Genomic DNA, 22,164 nt, shown 5'->3' with positions numbered 1-22,164 from the left:
TGTGGATGTCGCACGAAATTGCGAATCATCCGGCACAGCCGGTGTGCGCATGGAATAATCGAGCTTCATCGACTGGAGCCGCCAACGCGTGGACAGCTTTCAATTTCTGAAGACCGCGGTGGTGTTTTTGCTGGCGACGGTCATCGCCGTGCCATTGACCAAACGCTTCCGGCTCGGCTCTGTGCTGGGTTACATGATTGCCGGCATGGTGATTGGCCCGCAGCTGCTGGGGCTGATCAGCGATACCGAAGGCGTTGCATCGATCTCCGAGTTCGGCGTGGTGCTGATGCTGTTCGTGATCGGCCTGGAGCTGTCACCGCAGCGGCTGTGGGTGATGCGTCGCTCGGTGTTTGGCACCGGCCTGTTGCAGGTGTTGAGTGCGGCCATGGCAATCGGTGCGGTCGGCTATTTTCTATTCGGCCTCAGCGGGCGGTCGGCGGCGATTGTCGGCGGTAGCCTGGCGCTGTCGTCCACTGCATTTGGTCTGCAGATACTGGCCGAACGCAAGGAGGCCGGTTCGGCGTACGGGCGGCAGGCGTTCTCGATCCTGCTGTTCCAGGATCTGGCAGCGATCCCGCTGATTGCGGCAGTGCCGCTGCTTGCCACTACGTCGGCTTCGCACGGCGTCGATATTTATAGCGTGCTGCGCACGATTGGCGTGATTGTGGCGGTGGTGGTGGGTGGCCGCTATCTGTTGCGGCCGGTGTTCCGATTCGTGGCGAAAGCCGATTCGGTGGAAGTCTCCACGGCTACTGCGCTGCTGGTGGTGATGGGTACCGCGTTGATCATGGAACTGGCGCATGTGTCGGCCACGCTGGGCGCGTTTCTCGCTGGCGTGCTGCTGGCCGATTCGGAATACCGGCATGAGATGGAATCGCATATCGAGCCGTTCAAAGGGCTGCTGCTCGGTTTGTTTTTTATCAGCGTCGGTATGTCGATGGATATGTCGCTGCTGCTGGTGCAGCCGCTGCTGGTGGCGGAGCTGGTTATCGGCCTTTTGCTATTGAAAGGCCTTTTGCTGTGGCCGCTGGCGCGACTGCCAGGCGGGCTCAACCGCTCCGACAGTTTGCGCCTGATCATGTTGCTGGCCAGCGGCGGCGAGTTTGCGTTCGTGGTGCTGAAGCAGGCCGCCGAGAAGCAGCTGATCGATGGCGGCCAGCGCGACGCACTGGTGCTGGCGATCACGTTGTCGATGGCCTTGACGCCGCTGCTGGTGGTGCTCGCCGCGAGGCTACTCAACGTCAAGCCGAAAAAGCCGACACGCGAGTACGACACGATCGATACCGATACACCGCGGGTGATCATCGCGGGCTTCGGCCGCATGGGACAGATTATCGGCCGCGTGCTGCGTGCGCAGGGCATTCCGTTCGTGGCGCTGGAGCATTCGGTGGAGCAGGTGGATGCCTCGCGTCGTTTCGGCAGCATCAACCTGTTCTTCGGTGACCCGACCCGACCGGAGTTGCTGCGAGCAGCACAGGCCGACAAGGCTGAGGTCTTCGTGCTTGCCACCGACGATCCGGAAACCAGCCTGCGCACGGCGAGGCTGGTGAAACGGCAGTACCCTCATCTCAAAATCATCGCCCGGGCACGCAATCGTCAGCATGTGTTCCGTCTGATGGACATGGGCATCGACGAGCCGGTGCGCGAGACGTTCCATTCCAGTCTCAAGATGACCCGCAAGACGCTGGAGGCACTGGGTCTCTCGCATGAGCTTGCCGTCGATCGGGTCGAGCGTTTCCGGCGCTACGACGAGGATGTGCTGAAGAAGCAGGCGTTGGTCTACGATGACGAGACCAAGCTGATCCAGAGCACGCGCGATGCCATGGCCGATTTGCAACAGCTGTTTGAAGCGGACGCCGAGCCGGGTGCCGAGCGGGAACGTCAGCGCGACAAGGACAAGCCGCTCAGCGCCGAGGATTGAGTCGGCCCCAAAGGCGCAGGCGCTTTCTGTTCGCCGGAGGGGCGTTGTTCGAAAGGAATTGCTCAGGGAGGGGCGTCACCATGTGACAAGCTCCCAAGGGGAATCCATGCGCATACCGTCAACCGCATACCTAGTCCGGCGTTGCTTGGAGTCATGCCCATGACTGCAAGAAATCCTTCGCGTCGCGAAGGGGCGACAAACGCCACATCGATAACGTCGACAGCTGTCACCGCGGCCCCGATAACTCCCGTAGTGATCCGTCTCGGTCGCCTCGGCGATACGATCCTGTTGCAGCCGTTGCTGCGCAAACTGCAGCAGCGCTATGGCAAGCCCTGCCGTGTACTGGCCTTGGGCGACTGGCCGCAGGTGCTTTTTTCTGCGCAGCCAGAGGTGGACGGGTTTATTCCGCTGCGCAGCCAGTACGGCTCGCTGTTGTTCAGTCCGCCACGGTGGCGCGTCGCGATGGCATTGCGGCGGCTGCGCCACTCACCTTTCTACATCTGCGAACCGGAGCCACGTGCAGGGACCAAGGTGCGCCCGATGCTGGCGCTGGCCGGCGTGCCGGCGGAGAACTGCCAGTTTATCCAGCCGATGACGATGCTCCAGGACGAGCACTGGATCGACTGGCTACTGCGTTTTGGCGATCAAACGCCAGATGCTTTTCGCGTCAGTCATCCCTGGACTGCTTCAATCGCATCAACGGAAATAGCTCCTCAGCTGCAGGTAACCGAAGCCGAGCGCGACGATCGAGACGCCTGGCTGCGCGTGCAAGGTATGCTGGGTCGGCCGCTGGTGCTGTTGCAGCCGGCAAACAAACGCACGATACGCTGGAATGGCGTGCGGCATGCCGACGATGACGACAAATCCTGGCCGGCCGAACGCTGGGGCGCGTTGGCACGGGCCATCAGTTACCGCTTGCCGCAGGCCCAGATCCTCTTTTGCGGGTCGGCCGCCGAAGCCGGCTATATCGAATCGCTGCTCAGCGCGACCGAAACCGGTTCGTTGCGAATCGACACCGCCGTGCTTCCGCTAGGTCGGCTGAAAGCGCTGCTTGAAATCGCCCACAGCATGGTTTCGGTAGATACCGGTCCTGCCCACCTGGCCGCGGCCATGGGCTGCCCGCTGGTGGTGCTGTTTGGCGGGCGATTCCCATGCATGTGGGCGCCGCGCAGCGGACACGGTAGCGCGGTCACGGTGATTGGCGGAATGCCCGAGGTTCGCCGGATCGACGAAATCGATACCGTGCAGGTGATATCCGCCTGGCGCACATTGCCGCCGCGGTGCGCCGCGGAGGCAGCTCCGGATTTGTCTGTCGAGTAATTCGTCGATCCGATCGATTTCAGTCTGCCGGCTGTGCTGGCTGACGCAGCGTCTGCCGCACACTGGGAATCGCGCCGACGCGCGGCGCCAGTTCGTGAGCAATGTCGATATAGCCCACCTGTCGCGCCACATCTGCCGCCGTGCGTCCGAACGCGTCGGCGGCAAGACGATCGGCGCCGCGTGACAGCAGTACGCGGGCCGGCGGCAGCAGCGCGTGCATCGCGCAGGCATGCAACGCGGTAACACCGCGCTGGTCGGCATGCTCGACTTTGGCGCCGGCATCCAGCAGCAGCGGCACCAGCGCGCCAATATGTGTGGCATCGCAATCGCTGCCGGGTCGCAGCTGCGCGCCGAGCAGCAACAGCAACGGCGTCTTGCCCTCGCTGTCGGCTTGATTGATGTCGGCGCCGCGCTTGAGCAGTCCGTCGAACAGCCGGCGCGCACGCAGGCTGTCATTGTGTTCAAAGCCGAACTGCGCGGCGGCGTGCAGGGCGCTGCGACCACCGGCATCCACCGCGTTGACGTCCGCGCCACCATCGAGCAAAGCCTCGACGATTTCCGGATGACCCATGGCGGCGGCCACCATCAGGGCCGTCGTGTCGTTGGGCAGGCGCTGATCGATCGCGGCCTTGTGCTCCAACAGCAAGGCAACCAGCGCCTCGCGCCGTGCGGCGACCGCCGCGGCCAGCGGTGTCACGCCGCTGCGTGCGGCGAGGGACGAGTTCGCGCCGGCATCGAGCAGGGCTGCGGCGATTTCGCGATGGCCCGCACCGCAGGCGCGCAGTAGCGCAGTCGCGCCCTGGTCGTCCTGGGTGTCGACGGCGAAACCGAGTTCCAGCAGTCGCTGCACCGTGGGGAGTGCGCCGACGGCAGCAGCGGCCGGTAGATCGTCAGCACGTAGCGGCCGGCTGGGCCGTGACCAGTCGTGCCAGTCCAGCCAGCGCTCCACGGCCGGGTGCTCCAATGCCAACCCCAGCGGAGTTTCACCATTGGCGTCAGCGGCTTCGGGATTGGCGCCGTGGGCGATCAGCGCGCGCACCAGCGGTAGTGCATCAGCGCCGTGCTCCAGTGCGGCAAACAGCGGTGTGCGGCCGTCGCGGTCGCGCGTGTTGGGGTCGCAACCGCGTGCCAGCAATGCCTGCAGCAAGCTCAGCTGGCCGTTGATCACGGCAAGATGCAGCGGCGTGCGGTCGCGTGCGTCGGCACCGAATGGATCGGCGCCGCGTTCGAGTAGATTGAGTGGTAGCGCCGTGCATTGTGCCGAGCCGTTGAGGCGCGAGAGGGCTTGCGCCAACAACCCCGCACCGGCTGGACTGGCACCGGCCTGCAGCAGATCATCCAGCGCTTCGGTCGATGTCGGCAGTTGCTGCAGCAAGGCGTCGAACAGGCGACGACCCAGTGGCGGCAGCGCCGGCGCATCGGCTTGCGCGGTGTCGGCATCATCGGGCAACTGCGGCTGCAGTCGCGCTTCGGCATCGAGGCCGTGCTCGAGCAACCAGCGTCGCGCAGCACTCAGGCCAGGCGTGGCCAGATCCAGATACAGCTGCGCCAGCTGTCCCTGCGGCCATTCGCGCACGCGCTCGGCAAAGCTTGAAACGATCGCCCAATGAGCGAAGCGCAGCGCATCGAGCAGATGCGCCGGCGTATCGGCACCTTCGGTCAACACATCGCGACTATGGCTGGCTGGGAGCGGTGTGTCGGGGTCGAGCAGGGCGACCAGATCCCAGCGGCCGGCGGCGGCGGCATGGTCGAGCGCGCTGCGACCATCGCCGCCTGGTGTTTTGGGTTCGGCACCCAGGGCAAGCAGGGCGCTGATGGTTTCGCCGCGCGCATGCGGTGATTGGCAGGCAAGTGTGAGCGCATCGCGGCCGTGGTGATCGCGCGCCCGTGCATCGGGCTGCGCTTCGGCCAGTAGCTGCACGATGCCGCTCGCACCGGCGCGAGCAGCTTCCATTAACGCGGTGCTGCCACGATGGTCGGCCAAGGTAACGTCGGCACCCGCCGCGCACAGCACCCGGGCGATCTGTTCGTGGCCTTCGGCAGCGGCGGTCAGCAGTGCGCTGCGATGACGGGCATCGACGGCGTTGACCGCAGTGCGATGCTTGAGCAGCAGCTTGACGCCGGTGACGTCGTCATCGGCGATACCCGCAGCGGCAATCAGGGCGGGCTCGCCGTTGGCCGGCGCGGGCTTGGCGCCGTGTTCCAGCAAAAATTTCGCCAGCGGCCAGTTGGCGGCGCGGCAGGCAATCGCGAGCGGGCTGACGCCCGACCGCGTGAGCGCGTTGATCGGCGCGGAGGCATCGAGCAGCATGGCTGCCACGCCAGCGTCGGCGCTGAGCACCGCGCCGTGCAGCGGTGTGCTGCCCTCGGCGTCGGCAGCCAGCGGATTGGCGCCGTTGGCGAGCAGGGTCATCACCGCCTCGGCACGGCCGTGCCAGCTATCGCGGGTGGCGGCGAGCAGAGGGGTGATGCCGCCGCTGTCACGGTTCACGTCGGCGCCCTTGGCGATCAGTGCGCGCAGCAGGCGGATGTCCGGCAGCAGCGCGGCAAGCATCAGCACCGGGCGCTGGTCGCGGTCATCGGCAACGGGTGCGGTATTCGGATCGGCGCCGGCTTCGACCAAGGCAAGCGCGCGGTCGATATCGCCATCGCGTGTGGCGATCAGTAGCGCCTTGGCCTGCTCGGGTGTGCCGGCAGCGCGCTCCTGTTCGTTCAGCACCACGACGACCGGCTGCTTTGCCGGAATCGACTTGATCGCCGTCGGGACGACCGCCACAGGTTGCTTGACGTTCTTCGCGCACAGCAGTGCACGAAGCGTGCGGTTGGCGATGATCAGGCTACCCAGCGGCAGCAGCACCACGCCATAAAGGGCCAGCGCGGCGATGCGTGGTTCGGATGGCAGCACACCATAGAGGCCGGTCAGTGCGACCGCACCGAAAGCCATCACCAGCAGGGCCAGCGACGCGGGTAGAAAATGGCTGAAGAAACGCTCCTCGTGCGACAGATGCCGACCGAAAGCCAGGCTGCGCAAGGTAGCCGTAAAAATCCAGGAACTGTCGCGCTGCGCAGGGTAGGCATCGTCCCAGACGAAGACCAGACCGAACGCTGGCCACAGTCGCCAAAGCGCAGCGAGCGCAATCACCAGCGCGGCCGCCAGAACAAGAGCGGCGCCGAGGCTGGGTGTATGGCTCAGCTGCAGCATCGGCCAGGCGACCAGTAAAAACACCAGTACGGTATAGCCAGTGAACATCACCAGATGCGCGGCGCCGCGCCGCAAAACCGTGCGGCCAAAATGCGGTTCGGGATCGAAGCCGATCGCGTGACAGATCGCGGCCATCGTCAGTGCGTTCGCCAGCAGCAGCGGAATCAACGTCAGCGGGTGGGTGACAAAGCCTGCCGCCGTGATGGCCAACAAGCCTGGAATGAACCAGGCGAGGGATTGCACGAGAGGAGGGCGGCGTCGTGATTTGGGCTGGGTCATGTCGACAGTATAGAAATCGTTGCGACTTCAGACGGTAACCTGATGTTAACGCCCATACTATTTTTCGGTGATTTCTTCCGCGTCGACGATGGCATTTCCGAGATCGCGCTTTCAATCATCGCGATCGTCCCGCGAAGCGGCTTCCCTGTACGAAGGATGATTGGCGACGGCCAGAGTCTGCTGTGGTGGCAGCTGCAGGTGCCAGCCCTGCGTGCGCAGATGGTCGAGCACCTGCTCAGTGTCCTCGACCGGCAGCTTGCGTTGCTCGTCCAGCTGCACTTCGACCACGAAGCGCAACTCGCCCAATAGCAAGAGGAGCGATTCGGACAGCACATCGAAGCCGTCGCGGCGGGCCAGCCAGAGATAGCTGTCGGTTTTGCGCAGGCTGGCGTAGACGAAACATTGCATGGCCGTACTCCCGTGGTTATGCAAACACCGGTCGTGCTGCTCAAGACGATCACGAGGGTAACAGCGCCAGCCGTCGGTTGCTCGAACCGATTTACAGATAACGTTGGAAAGCGGCGACCGCAAGAACCATCGCCATATCATTCCCCCTGCCGTGCCTGCCGTAAACACGCTTGCCTGGGAGTTTGCTCGGATTCGAGTTCGCCCCGATGCGCCAGTCAGCCGCGTTTGATCAGCATGTTTACCATGCGATGAAAAAACGCTCCATACGGTGGTCCGAGCATGCCCGCGCCGTTGAGCCTTGCCTGCCGGAACACGGGTTTCATGTGCGAGAACGTGCGGAATCCGGCTTCACCGTGATAGCCACCCATGCCCGAAGGGCCGACGCCGCCGAAGGGCAGGCCGTGCTGGGCGATGTGATACAGCGTGTCGTTGACGCTGACGCCGCCGGCCACGGTGCGGGCCAGCACCGAATCGATCAGCGCGCCGTCTTCCTCGAACAGGTACAGTGCCAGCGGATGCGGATGTGCGGCGACATAGGCGACCGCCTCATCCATCGTGTCGTACGGCACCAGCGGCAGCAGCGGGCCGAAGATTTCGTCGCGCATGATGTCCATGCTGTCGCCGACATCGCTGAGCAACTGCGGCGGCAGCAAGCGGCGTGAGGCGTCATCCGCCGCGTCGCCCAACAGATGCACTTTCGCGCCGGCAGCGACGGCCTTGTCGCGCAGGCCGATCAGGCGCGCGTACTGGCGATCGGAAATGACGCTGGCGTATTGCTTGCTCTGCGCGAGCTGCGGATACATCTTCGTTACCGTGCGTTTGGCGACATCGATGAATTCAGCCATGCGCGCGCGCGGCAGCAGCACGTAGTCGGGCGCGATGCAGGTCTGTCCGGCGTTCACGAGTTTGCCGAACAGGATGCGCTCCACCGCATTGTCGAAGCGCGCGCCGGGGCCGATGATCGCAGGCGACTTGCCGCCGAGCTCCAGCGTCACCGGTGTCAGGTTGGCGGCGGCGGCCCGCATCACGTGGTGGCCGACAGCGGTGGAGCCGGTAAACAGCAGATGGTCGAACGGCAGCGATGAAAATGTCTGCGCCACCTCGGCGTCACCGGTGACGACGGTCACTTCATTCGGCTGGAAATACTTGGCGATCTGTTCGGCGAACAGCGCCGAAAAACTCGGCGTGAACTCGCTCATCTTCACCATGGCGCGGTTGCCTGCGACCAGCGCGTCAACCAGCGGGCCGATGGCCAGATAGAGCGGATAGTTCCACGGCACGATGATGCCGATCACGCCCAGCGGTTGGGGGATCAATACATTGCGTGCCGGCAGAAACGTCAGGCCCGGCAACGAGCGCTGCGGACGCATCCAGCCACGCCCTTTCTTTAATGCGTGACGGACGCTGGACAGGCTCGGGAAAAATTCCAGCAGATCAGTTTCTTCGGTTGGCCGCTGACCGAAGTCGGCGCTGATCGCCGCGGCAAATGTGTGGCGCTGCTCGTTGAGCAGGGTCTCCAGCGCATGCAGCCGTTTGGCGCGGACCGGCCATTCGGGCGTCGGGTCCTTGGCATGCGCGGCACGCAACTGCTGCAGGCGTTCGGCAAGGCTTGCGTCGGGGAGACTCATCGGTATTCTCGATAGGCAGAAGACCTTATCTGTAGCACACCGCTGGTGTTGTTGCGGTTGCACAGCAGCATTTGTCCGAATTTGTCCGAGTCCCAAAAAAGGCGCCGAACTTCGAGTTCGGCGCCTTTCCCAGATCAACCGTCGAACTTACTCGCCAATGGTCAGCAGTGACGCATTGCCGCCGGCAGCGGTGGTGTTGACGGTGAGCGTGCGCTCGTTGGCGAAGCGCAGCAGGTAGTGCGGGCCGCCGGCCTTGGGGCCGGTGCCGGATAGGCCTTCACCACCGAACGGCTGCACGCCGACGACCGCGCCGATCTGGTTACGGTTGACGTAGCAGTTGCCGACGCGGGCGTGACTGCTGATGTAGTCGATGGTGTCATCGATACGACTGTGGATGCCGAGCGTCAGGCCATAGCCGGTGGCGTTGATCTGCGCGACGACCTTGTCCAGTTCGCTGCCCTTCCAGCGGATCAGGTGCAGGATCGGGCCGAACACCTCGCGCTGCAGGACGCCGAGCGAGGCGATCTCGTAGGCGCGTGGGGCGAAGAACGTGCCGTGGTCGGTGACGGATGAATCCATCGCCACTTCGCCGATCTTCTCCGCTTCACGATCCATCCGCGCGGCATGATCGACCAGCAGCTTGCGCGCATCTTCATCGATCACCGGGCCGACGTCGGTGCTGAGCTGGCCGGGGTCGCCGACCTTCAATTCGCCCATCGCGCCGGCGAGCATGGCGATCACCTTATCGGCGATGTCTTCCTGCACAAACAGGATGCGCGCGGCCGAGCAGCGCTGGCCGGCGGACTGGAAGGCTGAGGCGATCACGTCCTTGACGATCTGCTCGGGTAGGGCCGAGGAGTCGGCGATCATCGCGTTCTGGCCACCGGTTTCGGCGATCAGCGTGGCGATGGGTGCGTTGCGTGCGGCCAGCGAGCGATTGATCGCCCAGGCAGTGTCGGTGCTGCCGGTGAAGGCGACACCGGCAATGCGGGGGTCTTTCGTCAGCGCCGCACCGACCGTGGCGCCGTCACCCGGCAAGTACTGCAGCACGTCGACCGGTACGCCTGCGGCGTGCAGCAACTGCACGGCCAGATGGCCAATCAGGGTGGTCTGTTCGGCCGGCTTGGCGATCACCGCGTTACCCGCTGCCAGTGCAGCACTGACCTGGCCGAGGAAGATCGCCAGCGGGAAATTCCACGGACTGATGCAGACGAACACGCCGCGGCCGTGCAGGAACAGTTGATTACTCTCGCCGGTCGGCCCAGGCAATTGCTCGGGTTGACCGAACAGCCGGCGCGCCATGGTGGCGTAGTAGCGCAGGAAGTCGGCCGCCTCGCGAATTTCCGCGATCGCATCGGGTAGGCTCTTGCCGGCTTCGCGCACGCACAGTGCGACGAACTTGCCGCGGCGCGCTTCGAGCTGGTCGGCTGCGTGCTCGAGAATCGCGGCGCGGCTGGCAGCGGGCAGACGATCCCAGCCTGGCTGTGCGGCGACGGCGCTGGTGATCGCCTGGTCGACCGTGGAGCTGTCGGCGGCGACATAGCTGCCGACGATCTGGCGGCGATCGGTCGGATTGGTCACCGATACGGTCGGGCCGCTGCTGCTGGCGTTGGGCACCAGCGAGCCAGCTTTCCACGGGCCGGCGTTGGCGTTCACCGCGTCGGCGAGGGCTTTCAGTTCGTTGTCGTTGGCAAAGTTGACGCCCATGGAATTCTTCCTGGATACATTGGTTGAATGCTGCGCAAGCGCGGCATTCTCACCATAGAGATTCACCGGCAGCGGGATGCGCGGGTGAGGGATCGAAGCAAAGCGGCGCACGGTTTCGCACGGATCGGCAACCAGCTCGCGCACCGGCACGCTCTCATCGACCACGCGGTTGACGAAGCTGGTGTTGGCACCATTCTCGAGCAGGCGGCGCACCAGATACGGCAGCAGATCCTCGTGCGTGCCGACCGGCGCATACACACGGCACGGCACGTTCAAGTTCTTCGGACCGATCACTTCGGCATACAGATCCGTGCCCATCCCGTGCAGGCGCTGGTTTTCGTAAGGCCGGCCCTGTGCGATGTGATGCACGGCGGCGATGGTGTGGGCGTTGTGGGTGGCAAACTGCGGATAGATCAGGTCGCTGCCGGCGCCGAACAGGCGTCGTGCACAGGCGAGGTAGGACACGTCGGTGTTCGGTTTGCGCGTAAACACCGGATAGCCGGGCAGGCCGTTTTCCTGCGCGCGCTTGATCTCGGCGTCCCAGTAGGCCCCCTTGACGAGGCGCACGTACCAGCGACGTTTTGCCGCACGCGCGGTTTCGATCAGCCAGTCGATCACGAACGGCGTGCGTTTGGCATACGCCTGCACCACGATGCCGAGACCGTTCCAGCCAGCCAGCGACGGATGTGCGAAGACGTCACCGATGATGTCCAGCGATAGCTCGAGCCGGTCGGCTTCCTCGGCGTCGACCGACAGCGCGATGCCGTACTTCATCGCCAGTTGCGACAGTTCCAGCAGCTTCTCGGTGAGCTCGCGACGGGCGCGTTCGCGCTTGGCCACTTCGTAGCGTGGATGCAGCGCAGAAAGCTTGACCGAAATCGACGGCGCGTCGGTATGGTTGGCGAAGGGGCCACGCGCGCCGATGGCTGCGATGGCATCGCGATAATCCTGCTGGTAGCGCTCGGCGGTGGCCGCGGTCAGCGCCGACTCACCGAGCATGTCGTAGGAATAGCGGTAGACCGCATGTTCCTTCTTGGCACTGCGATCCAGCGCCTCATCGATGGTGCGCCCCATCACGAACTGGTGGCCCATGATGCGCATGGCCTGGCGCACGGCCAAACGGATCGCCGGTTCGCCGGCACGACCGACCAGTCGGCGCAGCGCGCTGGTGACGTCGTGGCGGGTTTCCTCGGCCAGGTTCACCAGATGACCGGTGAGCATCAGTCCCCAGGTCGAGGCGTTGACGAACACCGACTCGCTCTGGCCGAGGTGTTTCTTCCAGTTGGCGTCGCCGAGCTTGTCGCGGATCAGTTTGTCGGCGGTGGCCTTGTCCGGAATGCGCAGCAGCGCCTCGGCCACGCACATCAGCAGCACGCCCTCCTCGCTGGACAGGTCGTACTGACGCATGAAGGACTCGACCACGCTCTGGTCCTTGGCGCGCAGGCGTACCCGGCTGACCAGGTCGGCGGCGACGTCGATGACCTTCTCGCGCTCGACCGGCGGCAGACTGGCCTGGGCGAGCAGGTCGTTGACCGCTTCGGTTTCGTCGCGCAGCCAGGCGGCGGTGATGCGCGCGCGCGCAGGCGTGGGGTCGCCGGGGAGTTCGGAGCTGAGAATAGGTTGGGTCACGGGCTTGTCAGAAAATCCGCGGAGGCGGAGGGGAGCGCGGGATTGTACGCTGGCGCCCGCTTTTTGCGTGCGTCATCCGGGCGCATTCCGATGCAACTCTGCATTGGCCAACGGCACACGGGACAACTTTCGATGGGGTTCTGGACTACGCCGTCAATGAGTGGACAGGCCGCTTTTCCTCATTGATGTCACATTTCCAGATCGCGGCATTCTTGCCCGCTGCCGCGCCGGGGCCTATCATCCCGATGTTCCTGGCACGCTGGATCCTTATGATCGTGCTTCGACCGGTCGCCGACGATCTGCTGTGTGTGACGATGTGGCTCAAGCCCAATCGTGCGCTCAGCCGTCGAGGCCTGCGTCGACTGATCGTGGTACTGGCGGTACTGGCGCTGACAACAGCGGGACTGGGCGCGTGGCAGGGCAATGTGTTTGCACCGCTGTTCGCCTTGGTGGAATCCGTGGCTGTCTCGTGTGCGTTGAGCGTGGCCTGGCGGGCCGGCGATCGCAGTGAGCGCATCACCCTCGACGCATCGTCGCTGGAGGTGCAACTGCTGCCGAGTCGGCGCTGCACGCAATTCCAGTCGTACTGGGTGCGTGTGCTGCTGAAGCCAGGCAATGGTCGTCAGCGCCTGTTGTTGTCATCGCACGGGCGTGAAATGGAGATCGGCGTTTTTCTGGGAGAGCAGGAACGCGTCGAGCTGTCAAAGAAACTCAGGGTGCTGCTGGCCACGATCAACGACCAGCGGCGCAAGTAGGTTCATCAAAGGTGCAACACATGACATCTGGCAGCATCAGGCGATCATTTACCGCAGCGGCGGCCATTGCATCAACACTGTTTGGCGGGGCAGCCAGCGCGGACCCATCGCCGTATCAGTTGAACATGGAGCGTGGCGCATCGACCTGGTCGCAGGTTCCCTACGAACTGAACAACTGGTCGTTTGGCGTATGTGTCGTGATCGGCATCCTGGTGTTCGGCGCGATGTTCATCGCGATGTTCCGCTTCCGCAAATCGCGCGGTGCAGTCGCTGAAAAGTGGTCGCACAACACACGTCTGGAAATCATCTGGACAACGGTTCCGGTGATCATCCTGATCACACTGGCCTACTTCGCGACCGGCGGCATCACCTCCTGGGCCGATACTACCGGTTCGCAGATGACGGTCAAGGTGACCGGCTATCAGTGGAAGTGGCGCTACGACTATGTGGAATATCTGGGCAAGCCGATCAGCAAGGTCGGCTTCATGTCCAAGCTCGATACGCAGAGTGACCAGACGCGCCAGCTGGGCTCGGGCATGGACCCGTATGCGGTCAAGGTGGGCAACGAAAATACCTATCTGCTGGACGTCGACAAGCCGCTGGTCGTGCCGGTCGATACCAAGATCCGCTTCGTCATCACCGGTGCCGACGTGATCCACTCATGGTGGGTGCCGGCGCTGGGCTGGAAGCTCGATGCGATTCCCGGCATCGTCAACGCCGCCTGGACCAATATCAAGGAACCGGGCACCTATCGCGGCCAGTGCGCCGAGTTGTGCGGCCAGGATCATGGCTTCATGCCGATCGTGGTGGTCGCCAAATCCAAGCCGGATTTTGCGAAGTGGCTGGCCGACCAGCAGGCGAAGTCGGCACCGCCGGCTGCGGCGCCCGCTCCGGCCGCTGCCTCGACGGCGGCGGCACCGAAAACCGCACAGATTGCCCCGGTGCAGTCCGTGAGCAAATCGGCTGCCGCCAAGCAAGGCTGAGCTGCGCTCTTACAAACGCTTTCGCACACGTCACTCACGTCGTCGCATCCCTATCAGGTTAGAGGTCAAGGCCATGTCCCACGCAGCCACCCATGATCACCACGATGATCACCACGGCGCGCCGAAGAATTTCTTCCAGCGCTGGTGCATGTCCACCAACCACAAGGACATCGGCACGCTCTATCTGGTTTTTGCGCTGCTGATGTTTTTCATCGGCGGCAGTTTCGCGATGGTGATCCGCGCCGAGCTGTTCAAACCGGGCCTGCAGCTGGTGCAGCCGTACTTTTTCAACCAGATGACCACGCTGCACGCGCTGGTGATGATTTTCGGCGCGATCATGCCGGCTTTCGTCGGCCTCGGTAACTGGATGATCCCGTTGATGGTCGGCGCGCCGGACATGGCGCTGCCGCGCATGAACAACCTGTCGTTCTGGATCCTGCCGTTCGCCTTCGCCCTGTTGCTGTCCACCCTGTTTCTGCCCGGCGGTGGCCCGGCTGGTGGCTGGACCATGTACCCGCCGCTGTCGCTGCAGAGCGATTCGCTGGCCTACGTGGTGTTTGCCGTCCACCTGATGGGCATCAGCTCGATCATGGGTGCGATCAACATCATCGCGACCATCCTGAATATGCGCGCGCCCGGCATGGAGCTGCTGAAGATGCCGGTGTTCGTGTGGAGCTGGCTGATCACGGCGTTTCTGCTGATTGCGGTAATGCCGGTACTGGCCGGTGCGGTGACGATGCTGCTGACCGACAAATATTTCGGCACCAATTTCTTCAATCCGGGCGGCGGCGGCGACCCGGTGCTCTATCAGCATATCTTCTGGTTCTTCGGTCACCCCGAGGTCTACATCATGATTCTGCCGGCGTTTGGCATTATCTCCGAGGTGATCCCGACCTTCGCCCGCAAGCCGATCTTTGGCTACAAGGCGATGGTGTTCGCGATTGCGTCGATCGCCTTCCTGTCGTTCATCGTGTGGGCGCACCACATGTTTGCGGTCGGCCTGCCGATGGGTGCCGAGATCTTCTTCATGTACGCCACGATGCTGATCGCGGTGCCGACCGGCGTGAAGGTATTCAACTGGGTCAGCACCATGTGGGGCGGCTCGATGACCTTCGAGACGCCGATGCTGTTCGCGGTGGCGTTCGTGATTCTGTTCACCATCGGCGGCTTCTCCGGCCTGATGCTGGCGCTGGTTCCGGCCGACTTCCAGTATCACGATACTTACTTCGTGGTGGCGCATTTCCATTACGTGCTGGTGACCGGCGCGCTGTTTGCGATCATCTCGGCGACGTATTACTGGCTGCCGAAGTGGAGCGGCCGGATGTACAGCGAGTTCTGGGGCAAGATGCATTTCTGGAACAGCGTGATCTGGGTCAACGTGCTGTTCTTCCCGCAGCACTTCCTGGGTCTGGCCGGCATGCCGCGTCGTATTCCGGACTACAACGTGGCGTTCGCCAACTTCAACATGATCAGTTCGATCGGCGGCTTTCTGTTCGGCGCCTCGCAGCTGATTTTCCTCGGCGTGCTGATCCACGGCGTGTTCTTCTCCAAGAAAAAGGCTACCGACCGCGTCTGGGAAGGCGCCAAGGGCCTGGAGTGGACCGTGCCGTCGCCCGCGCCGTTCCACACCTTCGACGTGCCACCGGTGATTCATGACGACGAGCTGGCGCACGGTCACGTGAATGACTGATCATCACCACATGACGCAGCCGCTGACAAATCACGAGATGGATGGACGTCGTAAAGGTGTGAGACGCACCGTGACGATTCTGGTATCGGTGGTGGTCGCGTTTTTTCTGCTGTCGTTTGTGCAGATCGTGATGATGAAATAGTCGTACCGCAGCAATCACAGTTTATTCTTCAGTTTGCAGTTCCCCGCGGCGCATCGCGGGGTAGAGTCATCAAGAGAAGTCCACGGGGTTTGCACGATGGATCAGTCGCACGAAGCGTATTTTGTTCCGAGCAAAAGCTACTGGCCGTTCGTGGCCGCGGTGGTCATGTTCACCACGGTGTTCGGTGCGGCGCACTGGCTGAACGCGGAGCCGGGTGATTCCGGTTTCGGCAAGACCGTGCTCACGGTCGGCGTGATCGGCGTGCTGGCGATGTTTTTCGGCTGGTTCCGCTCGGTGATCAACGAGTCGCTGGCCGGCAGCTACAACAGCCAGGTCGATACGTCGTTCCGCATGGGCATGATGTGGTTCATCTTCTCCGAAGTGATGTTTTTCGGTGCGTTCTTCGGCGCGCTGTTCTACATCCGCATGTTCTCGATTCCGTGGCTCGGTGGTGAAGGGCACGGTGTATTGACCCACGAGTTTCTGTGGAGCGATTACGCGGCCTCATGGGGTGCCAGCGCCGGTAACGGTCCGCAACATATCGGCGGCGCGTTCCGTACCGTACCCGCGTGGGGGCTGCCGCTGCTCAACACGCTGATCCTGCTCAGTTCCAGCGTCACCGTGACCATCGCGCACCACGCGCTGCGTGCCGGTCATCGCGGCAAGATCCTGGTGTTTCTGGGGATTACCGTATTGCTCGGTGCCCTGTTCCTGAATTTTCAGGCCCACGAATACATCGAGGCCTACCGCGAGCTCAATCTGACCATGCACAGCGGCGTGTATGGGTCGACGTTCTTCCTGCTTACCGGTTTCCACGGTCTGCATGTGACGCTGGGCACCATCATGCTGGCAGTGATCTGGTTCCGTGTGCTGAAAGGCCATTTCAACAAGGATCATCATTTCGGTTTCGAAGCGGTGGCCTGGTACTGGCATTTCGTCGACGTGGTCTGGCTTGGCCTGTTCATGTTTGTCTATATTCTCTAGCGCCATTCGTATGGATTCTAAAAAGCCCGTCGCCCGACGGGCTTTTTTCTATCTGCAGGTCTGGGTGCCATGAACAAATTCCCGGCGTTTCGACTTGATCGTTCGATGGCCGTTATAGCGCAGTGCCATCGCCAGGCCGAGGCAACACTGCCAAACTAGATGGCGGCCAAGGACTTATCGCATGCAGCCTCTGGAAAACACCAAGATTGCCATCGTCGGACTGGGTTATGTCGGGTTGCCGCTGGCCGTGGAGTTCGGCAAGCGCTATGACACCTTCGGGTTTGATATCAATACCGCCCGGGTCGGCGAGTTGCGTGCCGGCAAGGATTCAACACTGGAAGTGGATGCCGAAGAGATGGCCTCCGCCACGCGTCTGCATTTCAGCTCGACGCTCGATGACATACGTGGCTGCAACGTTTATATCGTTACCGTGCCAACGCCCATCGATGCAGCCAAACGCCCCGACCTGACACCACTGATCAAGGCCAGCGAGTCGCTGGGAACAGTGATCAAGTCGGGCGACATCGTGGTGTACGAGTCCACCGTGTATCCGGGTTGTACCGAAGAAGTGTGCATTCCGATTCTGGAAAGAATCTCGGGCCTGATCTACAACCGCGATTTTTTTGCCGGCTATAGCCCCGAGCGGATCAATCCGGGCGACAAGCAGCATCGCGTCACCAGCATTCTCAAGGTGACTTCCGGTTCCACCGCCGAGGTCGCCGATTTCGTTGATCGGCTGTACGGTTCCATCATCACCGCCGGCACACACAAGGCCAGTTCGCTGAAGGTGGCCGAGGCGGCCAAGGTGATCGAGAACACCCAGCGCGATCTGAACATTGCGCTGGTGAACGATCTGGCCAAGTTGTTCAACAAGCTCGGCATCGATACGCTGGAAGTGCTGCAGGCAGCGGGCACGAAATGGAATTTTCTCCCCTTCAGACCCGGTCTGGTCGGTGGCCACTGCATCAGCGTGGATCCGTACTACCTTACCCACAAGGCACAGGAGGTCGGGCATTACTCCGATGTCATTCTGGCCGGTCGTCGTACCAACGACAGCATGGGCCAATACATCGCCGGCGAAGTCATCCGCCTGATGGTATGCAAAGGCATCAACCCGGTGCGTGCGCGCATCCTTATCCTCGGGCTGGCCTTCAAGGAGAACTGCCCGGACCTGCGCAACACCCGAGTGGTCGACATCATGGAGGCGCTGGCCGGTTACAACGCGCAGGTGGATGTGTTCGATCCATGGGTCGATGCCGTGGCCGCCAGACACGAATACGGCATCGAACTGATCGGCACGCCGCAGGCGGACCAGTATGATGCGGTGATCGTCGCGGTCGGGCATCACCAGTTCACGGAACTAGGCGCCGATGGCATTCGTCACTTCGGCAAATCGTCGTCGGTGTTGTATGACGTCAAATATGTGCTGCCACGTGATGCGGTGGATGGCCGGCTTTGATTGGCGATCCAAACAGCTGTTGAGACAGTGGGTGACGGCGCGGCGGCAGATGCGCGGTAGTCAACCCGGCGCGATGCGTCATCGCGCCGATTAATGAAATGGATGAGAGCGGCATGAAGATTCTTGTCACGGGCACCGCCGGATTTATCGGCTCGCACGTTGCGATGCGACTGCTTGAGCGCGGTGACCACGTCATCGGCATCGATAACCTCAGTGATTACTATGACGTCAATCTGAAAAAGGCGCGGCTGGCGCGCTTCGCGGATCATCCGAACTACACCCACGTGGCGGCTGATCTGGCCGACCGCGCTGCCATCGAATCGACGTTCGCCACGCACAAGCCGCAGCGCGTGATCAACCTGGCAGCGCAGGCGGGCGTGCGTTACGCCGCACAGAATCCGCATATCTATGTGTCGACCAATGTCACCGGCTTTCTGCACATCATCGAAGGCTGCCGCCATCACGACGTCGAGCACCTGGTGTTTGCCTCCACCAGTTCGGTATATGGCGCCAATACGCTGATGCCGTTCTCCGAGCATCAATCCACCGAGCATCCGCTGACACTGTATGCGGCATCGAAAAAGGCCAATGAGATGATGGCGCACAGTTATGCGCATCTCTACGGCATGGCCTGCACGGGCCTGCGCTTTTTTACCGTCTATGGCCCGTGGGGGCGGCCGGACATGGCGTTGTTCCTGTTTACTAAGTCGATCCTGGCCGGCGAGCCGATCAAGGTGTTCAACCATGGTCACCATAAGCGCAGCTTTACCTACGTCGATGACATCGTCGAGGGTGTGATTCGCACGTTGGATAAGGTGGCAGTCGGTAATCCGCTGTGGGACGGCAATCAGCCGGATCCGGCGACGAGCCTCGCACCCTATCGCCTATTCAACATCGGCAACGAGCAGCCGGTGGAGTTGCTGCGCTATATCGAAGTGCTTGAGCAGTGCATTGGGCGCAAGGCGCAGATGGAGCTGCTGCCGCTGCAGGCAGGCGATGTGCCTGATACCGAAGCCGATGTCTCGGCTCTGGCCGCCGCGGTGGATTACACGCCGCGCGTGTCAGTCGAAGAGGGTGTGGCCAACTTCGTTCGCTGGTACCGGGACTATTACCCGGTCGACTGACCTACGCGGAAATCCGTCAGGCCGGCTACGCGGCGCGATTTGTCGCGGTGTAGGCACGGTGATCGATGCGGCCGGGTACAATCACCCGGTCACGGTCATTGACCCACATCGTGCGGGTGCAGCCATCCCATCCAGATGCCAAACACAACCATGGCGATCAGCAGCAGCGACAGGCCGATGCGCCGCGTCAATGCCCATACGGTGCGCTTGTCGTTGTCCTTGTCGGTCATCATGAAATACAGCGCCTGACCGAGGCTGAAGATCACCACCAGCAGCACGATCACCAGCGCGGATTTGTAGATGGTTTCCAAGTGATTGATCCGATCCAAGTCGACTCGCCGAGTATAGCGGCCGCTGCCAGGTACTTCGCATGAGCGGATTTCGCCGTCCGTCGTGGTGGGCGTTGTTGCTGACGGTGGTCGGCGCGTTGCTGTTCATACGTCTGGGTGTCTGGCAACTGCATCGCGCCGACTTCAAGGAAGCGCTTCTGCGTCGGTATGCCGCATCGGCTACGGCACCATGGCAGGACTTTGCCAAAGTCGCCGATGCGCCGCCAGACGACGGCTTTCCGCGCGTGCAAATCAGTGGTCGCTACCTGGTCGATCGCATCTATCTGCTGGATAACCCCAATCACGACGAACGCGGTGGCGTGGAAGTTTTCGTGCCGCTTGCACTGCGCAATACGCCAAAGCTGTTGCTGGTGGATATGGGCTTTTTGCCGGGCAACGGTACCGGCCAGGAGCCACAGTTACCGGCACTGCCGACCACCGACGTAACGTTGCAAGGTCTGTACGTGCCGCCGCCACCGATCGGCTTCGAGATGGGCGGCAACGCGCTGGCGCAACAGACGCGCTGGCCGAAGAAAGGCATTTTTCTGGATCCTGCCGAAGTCGCCCACGATCTCGACCGCGCGCTGTATCCGCGCATGCTGGCGCTCGATCCAGACCCGGCGTCGATCTACGTGCGCGTACACACGCTGGATTTTTCCTCTATGCCGCCAGCGCGACATCGCGCGTATGCTTTCCAGTGGTTCACGTTTGCACTGGCGGCCGTGGTGCTTCTGCTCGTACTGCATCGCAAGCGCGGACCGCGTCGGCCCTGATACTCATATCGCCTGATACTCGACCCGACTCAACTATTCCTCACCTGATTATTTCCGCGAATTCATGCCAACCCACACAAACAACCCTGCTGCCGTACGCAAGAGCCGATTCTTTCTGGTGCTGATCGCGCTGGTGTTTGCCGCACCGATCCTCGTTGCCGGCCTGCTGACGTTTACCGGCTGGCAGCCGACCGGCAAAGGCAATGGTCAACGGATCATGCCGCAGCGGAATCTTGTCGATGAGCATCTGCGCGTGCAGTTGGCCAACGGGCAAGCCTATGCGTGGCGCGATAGCGAGCCGCGCATGACGCTGGTGGCGCTGCCCGGTCCGGACTGCGCCGTACAGTGCCTGGATGATCTGACAGCCATGGCCAAGGCGCGCGTCATGCTCAACAACAACCAGTCGCGTCTGCGCCTGCTGTATGTCGGCCAGCCGCCAGCGGGCGAGGGTCTGGTGGCGATTCAAAACTACTGGCAGCTCGGCAACGACGTCGATGGCAGGCTGGCCAGTTATCGCCCGACCACGCCGGACAGCGTCAGCGCCGTCTTGGTGGAGTCCAACGGCACCGCGCTGTCCCTGTATCCTGCTGGCTCCGATCCGGCCGGTCTGGCGCGGGATCTGCAGAAGGTGATCCACTGATGTTCACTTCCGCGATGTCTCCCCGCACAGTTAAAGCCCTGCGCGCGCTGACCTTGCTTGCCGCCCTGTTCGCCTTCGGGCTGGTGATGTTCGGCGCATTCGTGCGGCTGTCAAACGCGGGCCTGTCGTGCCCGGACTGGCCGACCTGCTACGGCAAGGCGACCTGGCCCGAACACGCGCACGATATTGCCGCGGCCAACCTGGCTTATCCGGATCGACCGTTCGAAACGGACAAAGCCTGGCGCGAGCAGGTGCATCGCGTGCTGGCTGGCACGCTGGGCATGCTCGTTCTGGCGATCGCGCTGATCGCCAGTTGGCGCAAAGCCTCGGCACGTTATGCGGTGATTGCGGCCGCCGTGTTCGCGGTGGCCGGCGTGGTCATATATCAGCGCGGTGATTTCGCGCTGTCGTCGCTGTTGTCGTCACTGGCGATTGCGCTGCCGATCATCGCGGCGGTCGCACTCCGGCGCTCGGGTGCGTGGAAGGTCAGTGTGCTAGTGCTGGCAGTGATCATCTTCCAGGCCATGCTCGGCATGTGGACGGTGACTTTGCTGTTGAAACCGGTAGTGGTGATGGGTCATCTGCTTGGCGGCATCACCACGTTTGCGTTGCTGGCCTACGCAGCACTGCGCTTTGCTGGCGTGGGTGCATTGGACAATCAGATGGCCAATCTGCGTCGGCTGGTGGTGGTCGGCATCGTGCTGCTGTTCTGCCAGATCGCATTGGGCGGCTGGACCTCGGCCAACTACGCTGCGCTGGCGTGCGGCTATGGTGCCGGCGCGTTTCCGCAGTGCGGCGGGCAGTGGATGCCGGCGACGGATTTCCACCAGGGCTTCGTGCTGTGGCGTGGCGTTGGGGTCAATTACGAGGGCGGCGTGCTGGACATGGCGGCGCGCAGTGCGATCCAGATGACGCATCGGTTCGGTGCACTGGTGGTGTTCTGCTATCTCGCCGGGTTGTCGTTCAAGCTGGCACGCCGCGGGCTGCGCCTGTTTGCGATCGCGATTGCGTTGGCGCTGGTATGCCAGGTGCTGCTGGGCATCAGCAACGTGGTGTTCGGTCTGCCACTGCCGGTGGCGACGGCGCACAATGGCATGGCTGCGCTGTTGTTGTTTACGCTGCTGGCGACGCTGGCGCGTACGCAGCCGTGGCGTGATGCATGGCCTATTCTTTTGCCGGAACGACGCTGAA

The 22,164-nt window shown here is 62.7% G+C and carries 17 protein-coding genes; 12 read left to right on the top strand and 5 right to left on the bottom strand.

Annotation, left to right across the window (positions count from 1 at the left end; genetic code table 11):
* Positions 1-88: 88 nt before the first annotated feature.
* Together HDE79_RS14400 and HDE79_RS14395 are read left to right on the top strand one after the other, a co-directional pair.
* Positions 89-1,921: a monovalent cation:proton antiporter-2 (CPA2) family protein gene (locus HDE79_RS14400; RefSeq protein WP_184602671.1), complete on the top strand. Its 1,833-nt coding sequence runs from the start codon at positions 89-91 to the stop codon at positions 1,919-1,921.
* 159 nt (positions 1,922-2,080) lie between these two features.
* The gene (locus HDE79_RS14395; RefSeq protein ID WP_184602670.1) at positions 2,081-3,241 is read left to right on the top strand and encodes a glycosyltransferase family 9 protein; all 1,161 of its coding nucleotides are present in this window, start codon (positions 2,081-2,083) and stop codon (positions 3,239-3,241) included.
* 19 nt (positions 3,242-3,260) lie between these two features.
* Here HDE79_RS14395 and HDE79_RS14390 read toward each other — a convergent pair whose 3' ends face one another.
* The 4 genes from HDE79_RS14390 to putA form a co-directional block, all read right to left on the bottom strand.
* Entirely contained in the window at positions 3,261-6,722 is a 3,462-nt protein-coding gene (locus HDE79_RS14390; RefSeq protein ID WP_184602669.1) for an ankyrin repeat domain-containing protein, read from the bottom strand.
* A gap of 111 nt (positions 6,723-6,833) precedes the next feature.
* On the bottom strand, positions 6,834-7,130 hold the full coding sequence (locus HDE79_RS14385; RefSeq protein WP_184602668.1) for a YcgL domain-containing protein: 297 nt from the start codon (positions 7,128-7,130) through the stop codon (positions 6,834-6,836).
* A 215-nt stretch (positions 7,131-7,345) separates the two neighbouring features.
* Entirely contained in the window at positions 7,346-8,758 is a 1,413-nt protein-coding gene (locus HDE79_RS14380) for a coniferyl aldehyde dehydrogenase (RefSeq protein WP_184602667.1), read from the bottom strand.
* A 147-nt stretch (positions 8,759-8,905) separates the two neighbouring features.
* Positions 8,906-12,094, bottom strand: a complete 3,189-nt coding sequence (gene putA, locus HDE79_RS14375; RefSeq protein WP_184602666.1) for a bifunctional proline dehydrogenase/L-glutamate gamma-semialdehyde dehydrogenase PutA — start codon at positions 12,092-12,094, stop codon at positions 8,906-8,908.
* Between the two features lie 314 nt (positions 12,095-12,408).
* Here putA and HDE79_RS14370 point away from each other — a divergent pair, with 314 nt between their 5' ends.
* From HDE79_RS14370 to HDE79_RS14340, 7 genes are all read left to right on the top strand, one after another.
* Positions 12,409-12,849 carry a DUF2244 domain-containing protein gene (locus HDE79_RS14370; RefSeq protein WP_184603046.1) on the top strand — a complete coding sequence of 147 codons (441 nt, stop codon included), beginning with the start codon at positions 12,409-12,411 and terminating at the stop codon, positions 12,847-12,849.
* Positions 12,850-12,869: 20 nt separating this feature from the next.
* Positions 12,870-13,832: a cytochrome c oxidase subunit II gene (coxB, locus tag HDE79_RS14365; protein WP_184602665.1), complete on the top strand. Its 963-nt coding sequence runs from the start codon at positions 12,870-12,872 to the stop codon at positions 13,830-13,832.
* A 73-nt stretch (positions 13,833-13,905) separates the two neighbouring features.
* Positions 13,906-15,522 (top strand): cytochrome c oxidase subunit I, encoded by a 1,617-nt coding sequence (ctaD, locus tag HDE79_RS14360; protein ID WP_184602664.1) that lies wholly within the window; start codon positions 13,906-13,908, stop codon positions 15,520-15,522.
* A complete protein-coding gene (locus HDE79_RS14355; RefSeq protein WP_184603088.1) occupies positions 15,515-15,664 on the top strand; it encodes a hypothetical protein in 150 nt (49 codons plus the stop codon). Before ctaD ends, HDE79_RS14355 begins: the two co-directional genes overlap by 8 nt.
* Positions 15,665-15,760: 96 nt before the next feature.
* On the top strand, positions 15,761-16,648 hold the full coding sequence (locus HDE79_RS14350) for a cytochrome c oxidase subunit 3 (RefSeq protein WP_184602663.1): 888 nt from the start codon (positions 15,761-15,763) through the stop codon (positions 16,646-16,648).
* 181 nt (positions 16,649-16,829) lie between these two features.
* Positions 16,830-18,107, top strand: coding sequence for a Vi polysaccharide biosynthesis UDP-N-acetylglucosamine C-6 dehydrogenase TviB (gene tviB / locus HDE79_RS14345; protein WP_184602662.1), 1,278 nt, complete (start codon positions 16,830-16,832; stop codon positions 18,105-18,107).
* 113 nt (positions 18,108-18,220) lie between these two features.
* Positions 18,221-19,231 (top strand): NAD-dependent epimerase, encoded by a 1,011-nt coding sequence (locus HDE79_RS14340; RefSeq protein ID WP_184602661.1) that lies wholly within the window; start codon positions 18,221-18,223, stop codon positions 19,229-19,231.
* Positions 19,232-19,326: 95 nt separating this feature from the next.
* Here the strand turns inward: HDE79_RS14340 and HDE79_RS14335 are convergent, their stop codons facing one another.
* Positions 19,327-19,542, bottom strand: coding sequence for a twin transmembrane helix small protein (locus HDE79_RS14335; RefSeq protein WP_184602660.1), 216 nt, complete (start codon positions 19,540-19,542; stop codon positions 19,327-19,329).
* Between the two features lie 59 nt (positions 19,543-19,601).
* Between HDE79_RS14335 and HDE79_RS14330 the strand changes: the two genes are divergently transcribed.
* The 3 genes from HDE79_RS14330 to HDE79_RS14320 all read left to right on the top strand — a co-directional run bounded on the left by HDE79_RS14330 (position 19,602) and on the right by HDE79_RS14320 (position 22,163).
* A complete protein-coding gene (locus HDE79_RS14330; protein WP_184602659.1) occupies positions 19,602-20,333 on the top strand; it encodes an SURF1 family protein in 732 nt (243 codons plus the stop codon).
* A gap of 64 nt (positions 20,334-20,397) precedes the next feature.
* Positions 20,398-20,973: a hypothetical protein gene (locus HDE79_RS14325; protein WP_184602658.1), complete on the top strand. Its 576-nt coding sequence runs from the start codon at positions 20,398-20,400 to the stop codon at positions 20,971-20,973.
* Positions 20,974-20,987: 14 nt separating this feature from the next.
* The gene (locus HDE79_RS14320) at positions 20,988-22,163 is read left to right on the top strand and encodes a COX15/CtaA family protein (RefSeq protein ID WP_184603044.1); all 1,176 of its coding nucleotides are present in this window, start codon (positions 20,988-20,990) and stop codon (positions 22,161-22,163) included.
* Position 22,164: the final 1 nt, after the last annotated feature.

The organism is Rhodanobacter sp. MP1X3 (assembly GCF_014207165.1).
GTDB lineage: Bacteria > Pseudomonadota > Gammaproteobacteria > Xanthomonadales > Rhodanobacteraceae > Rhodanobacter.
Note: the sequence above shows the minus strand (reverse complement) of the source record. Positions and strands in the feature narration are given on the sequence as shown.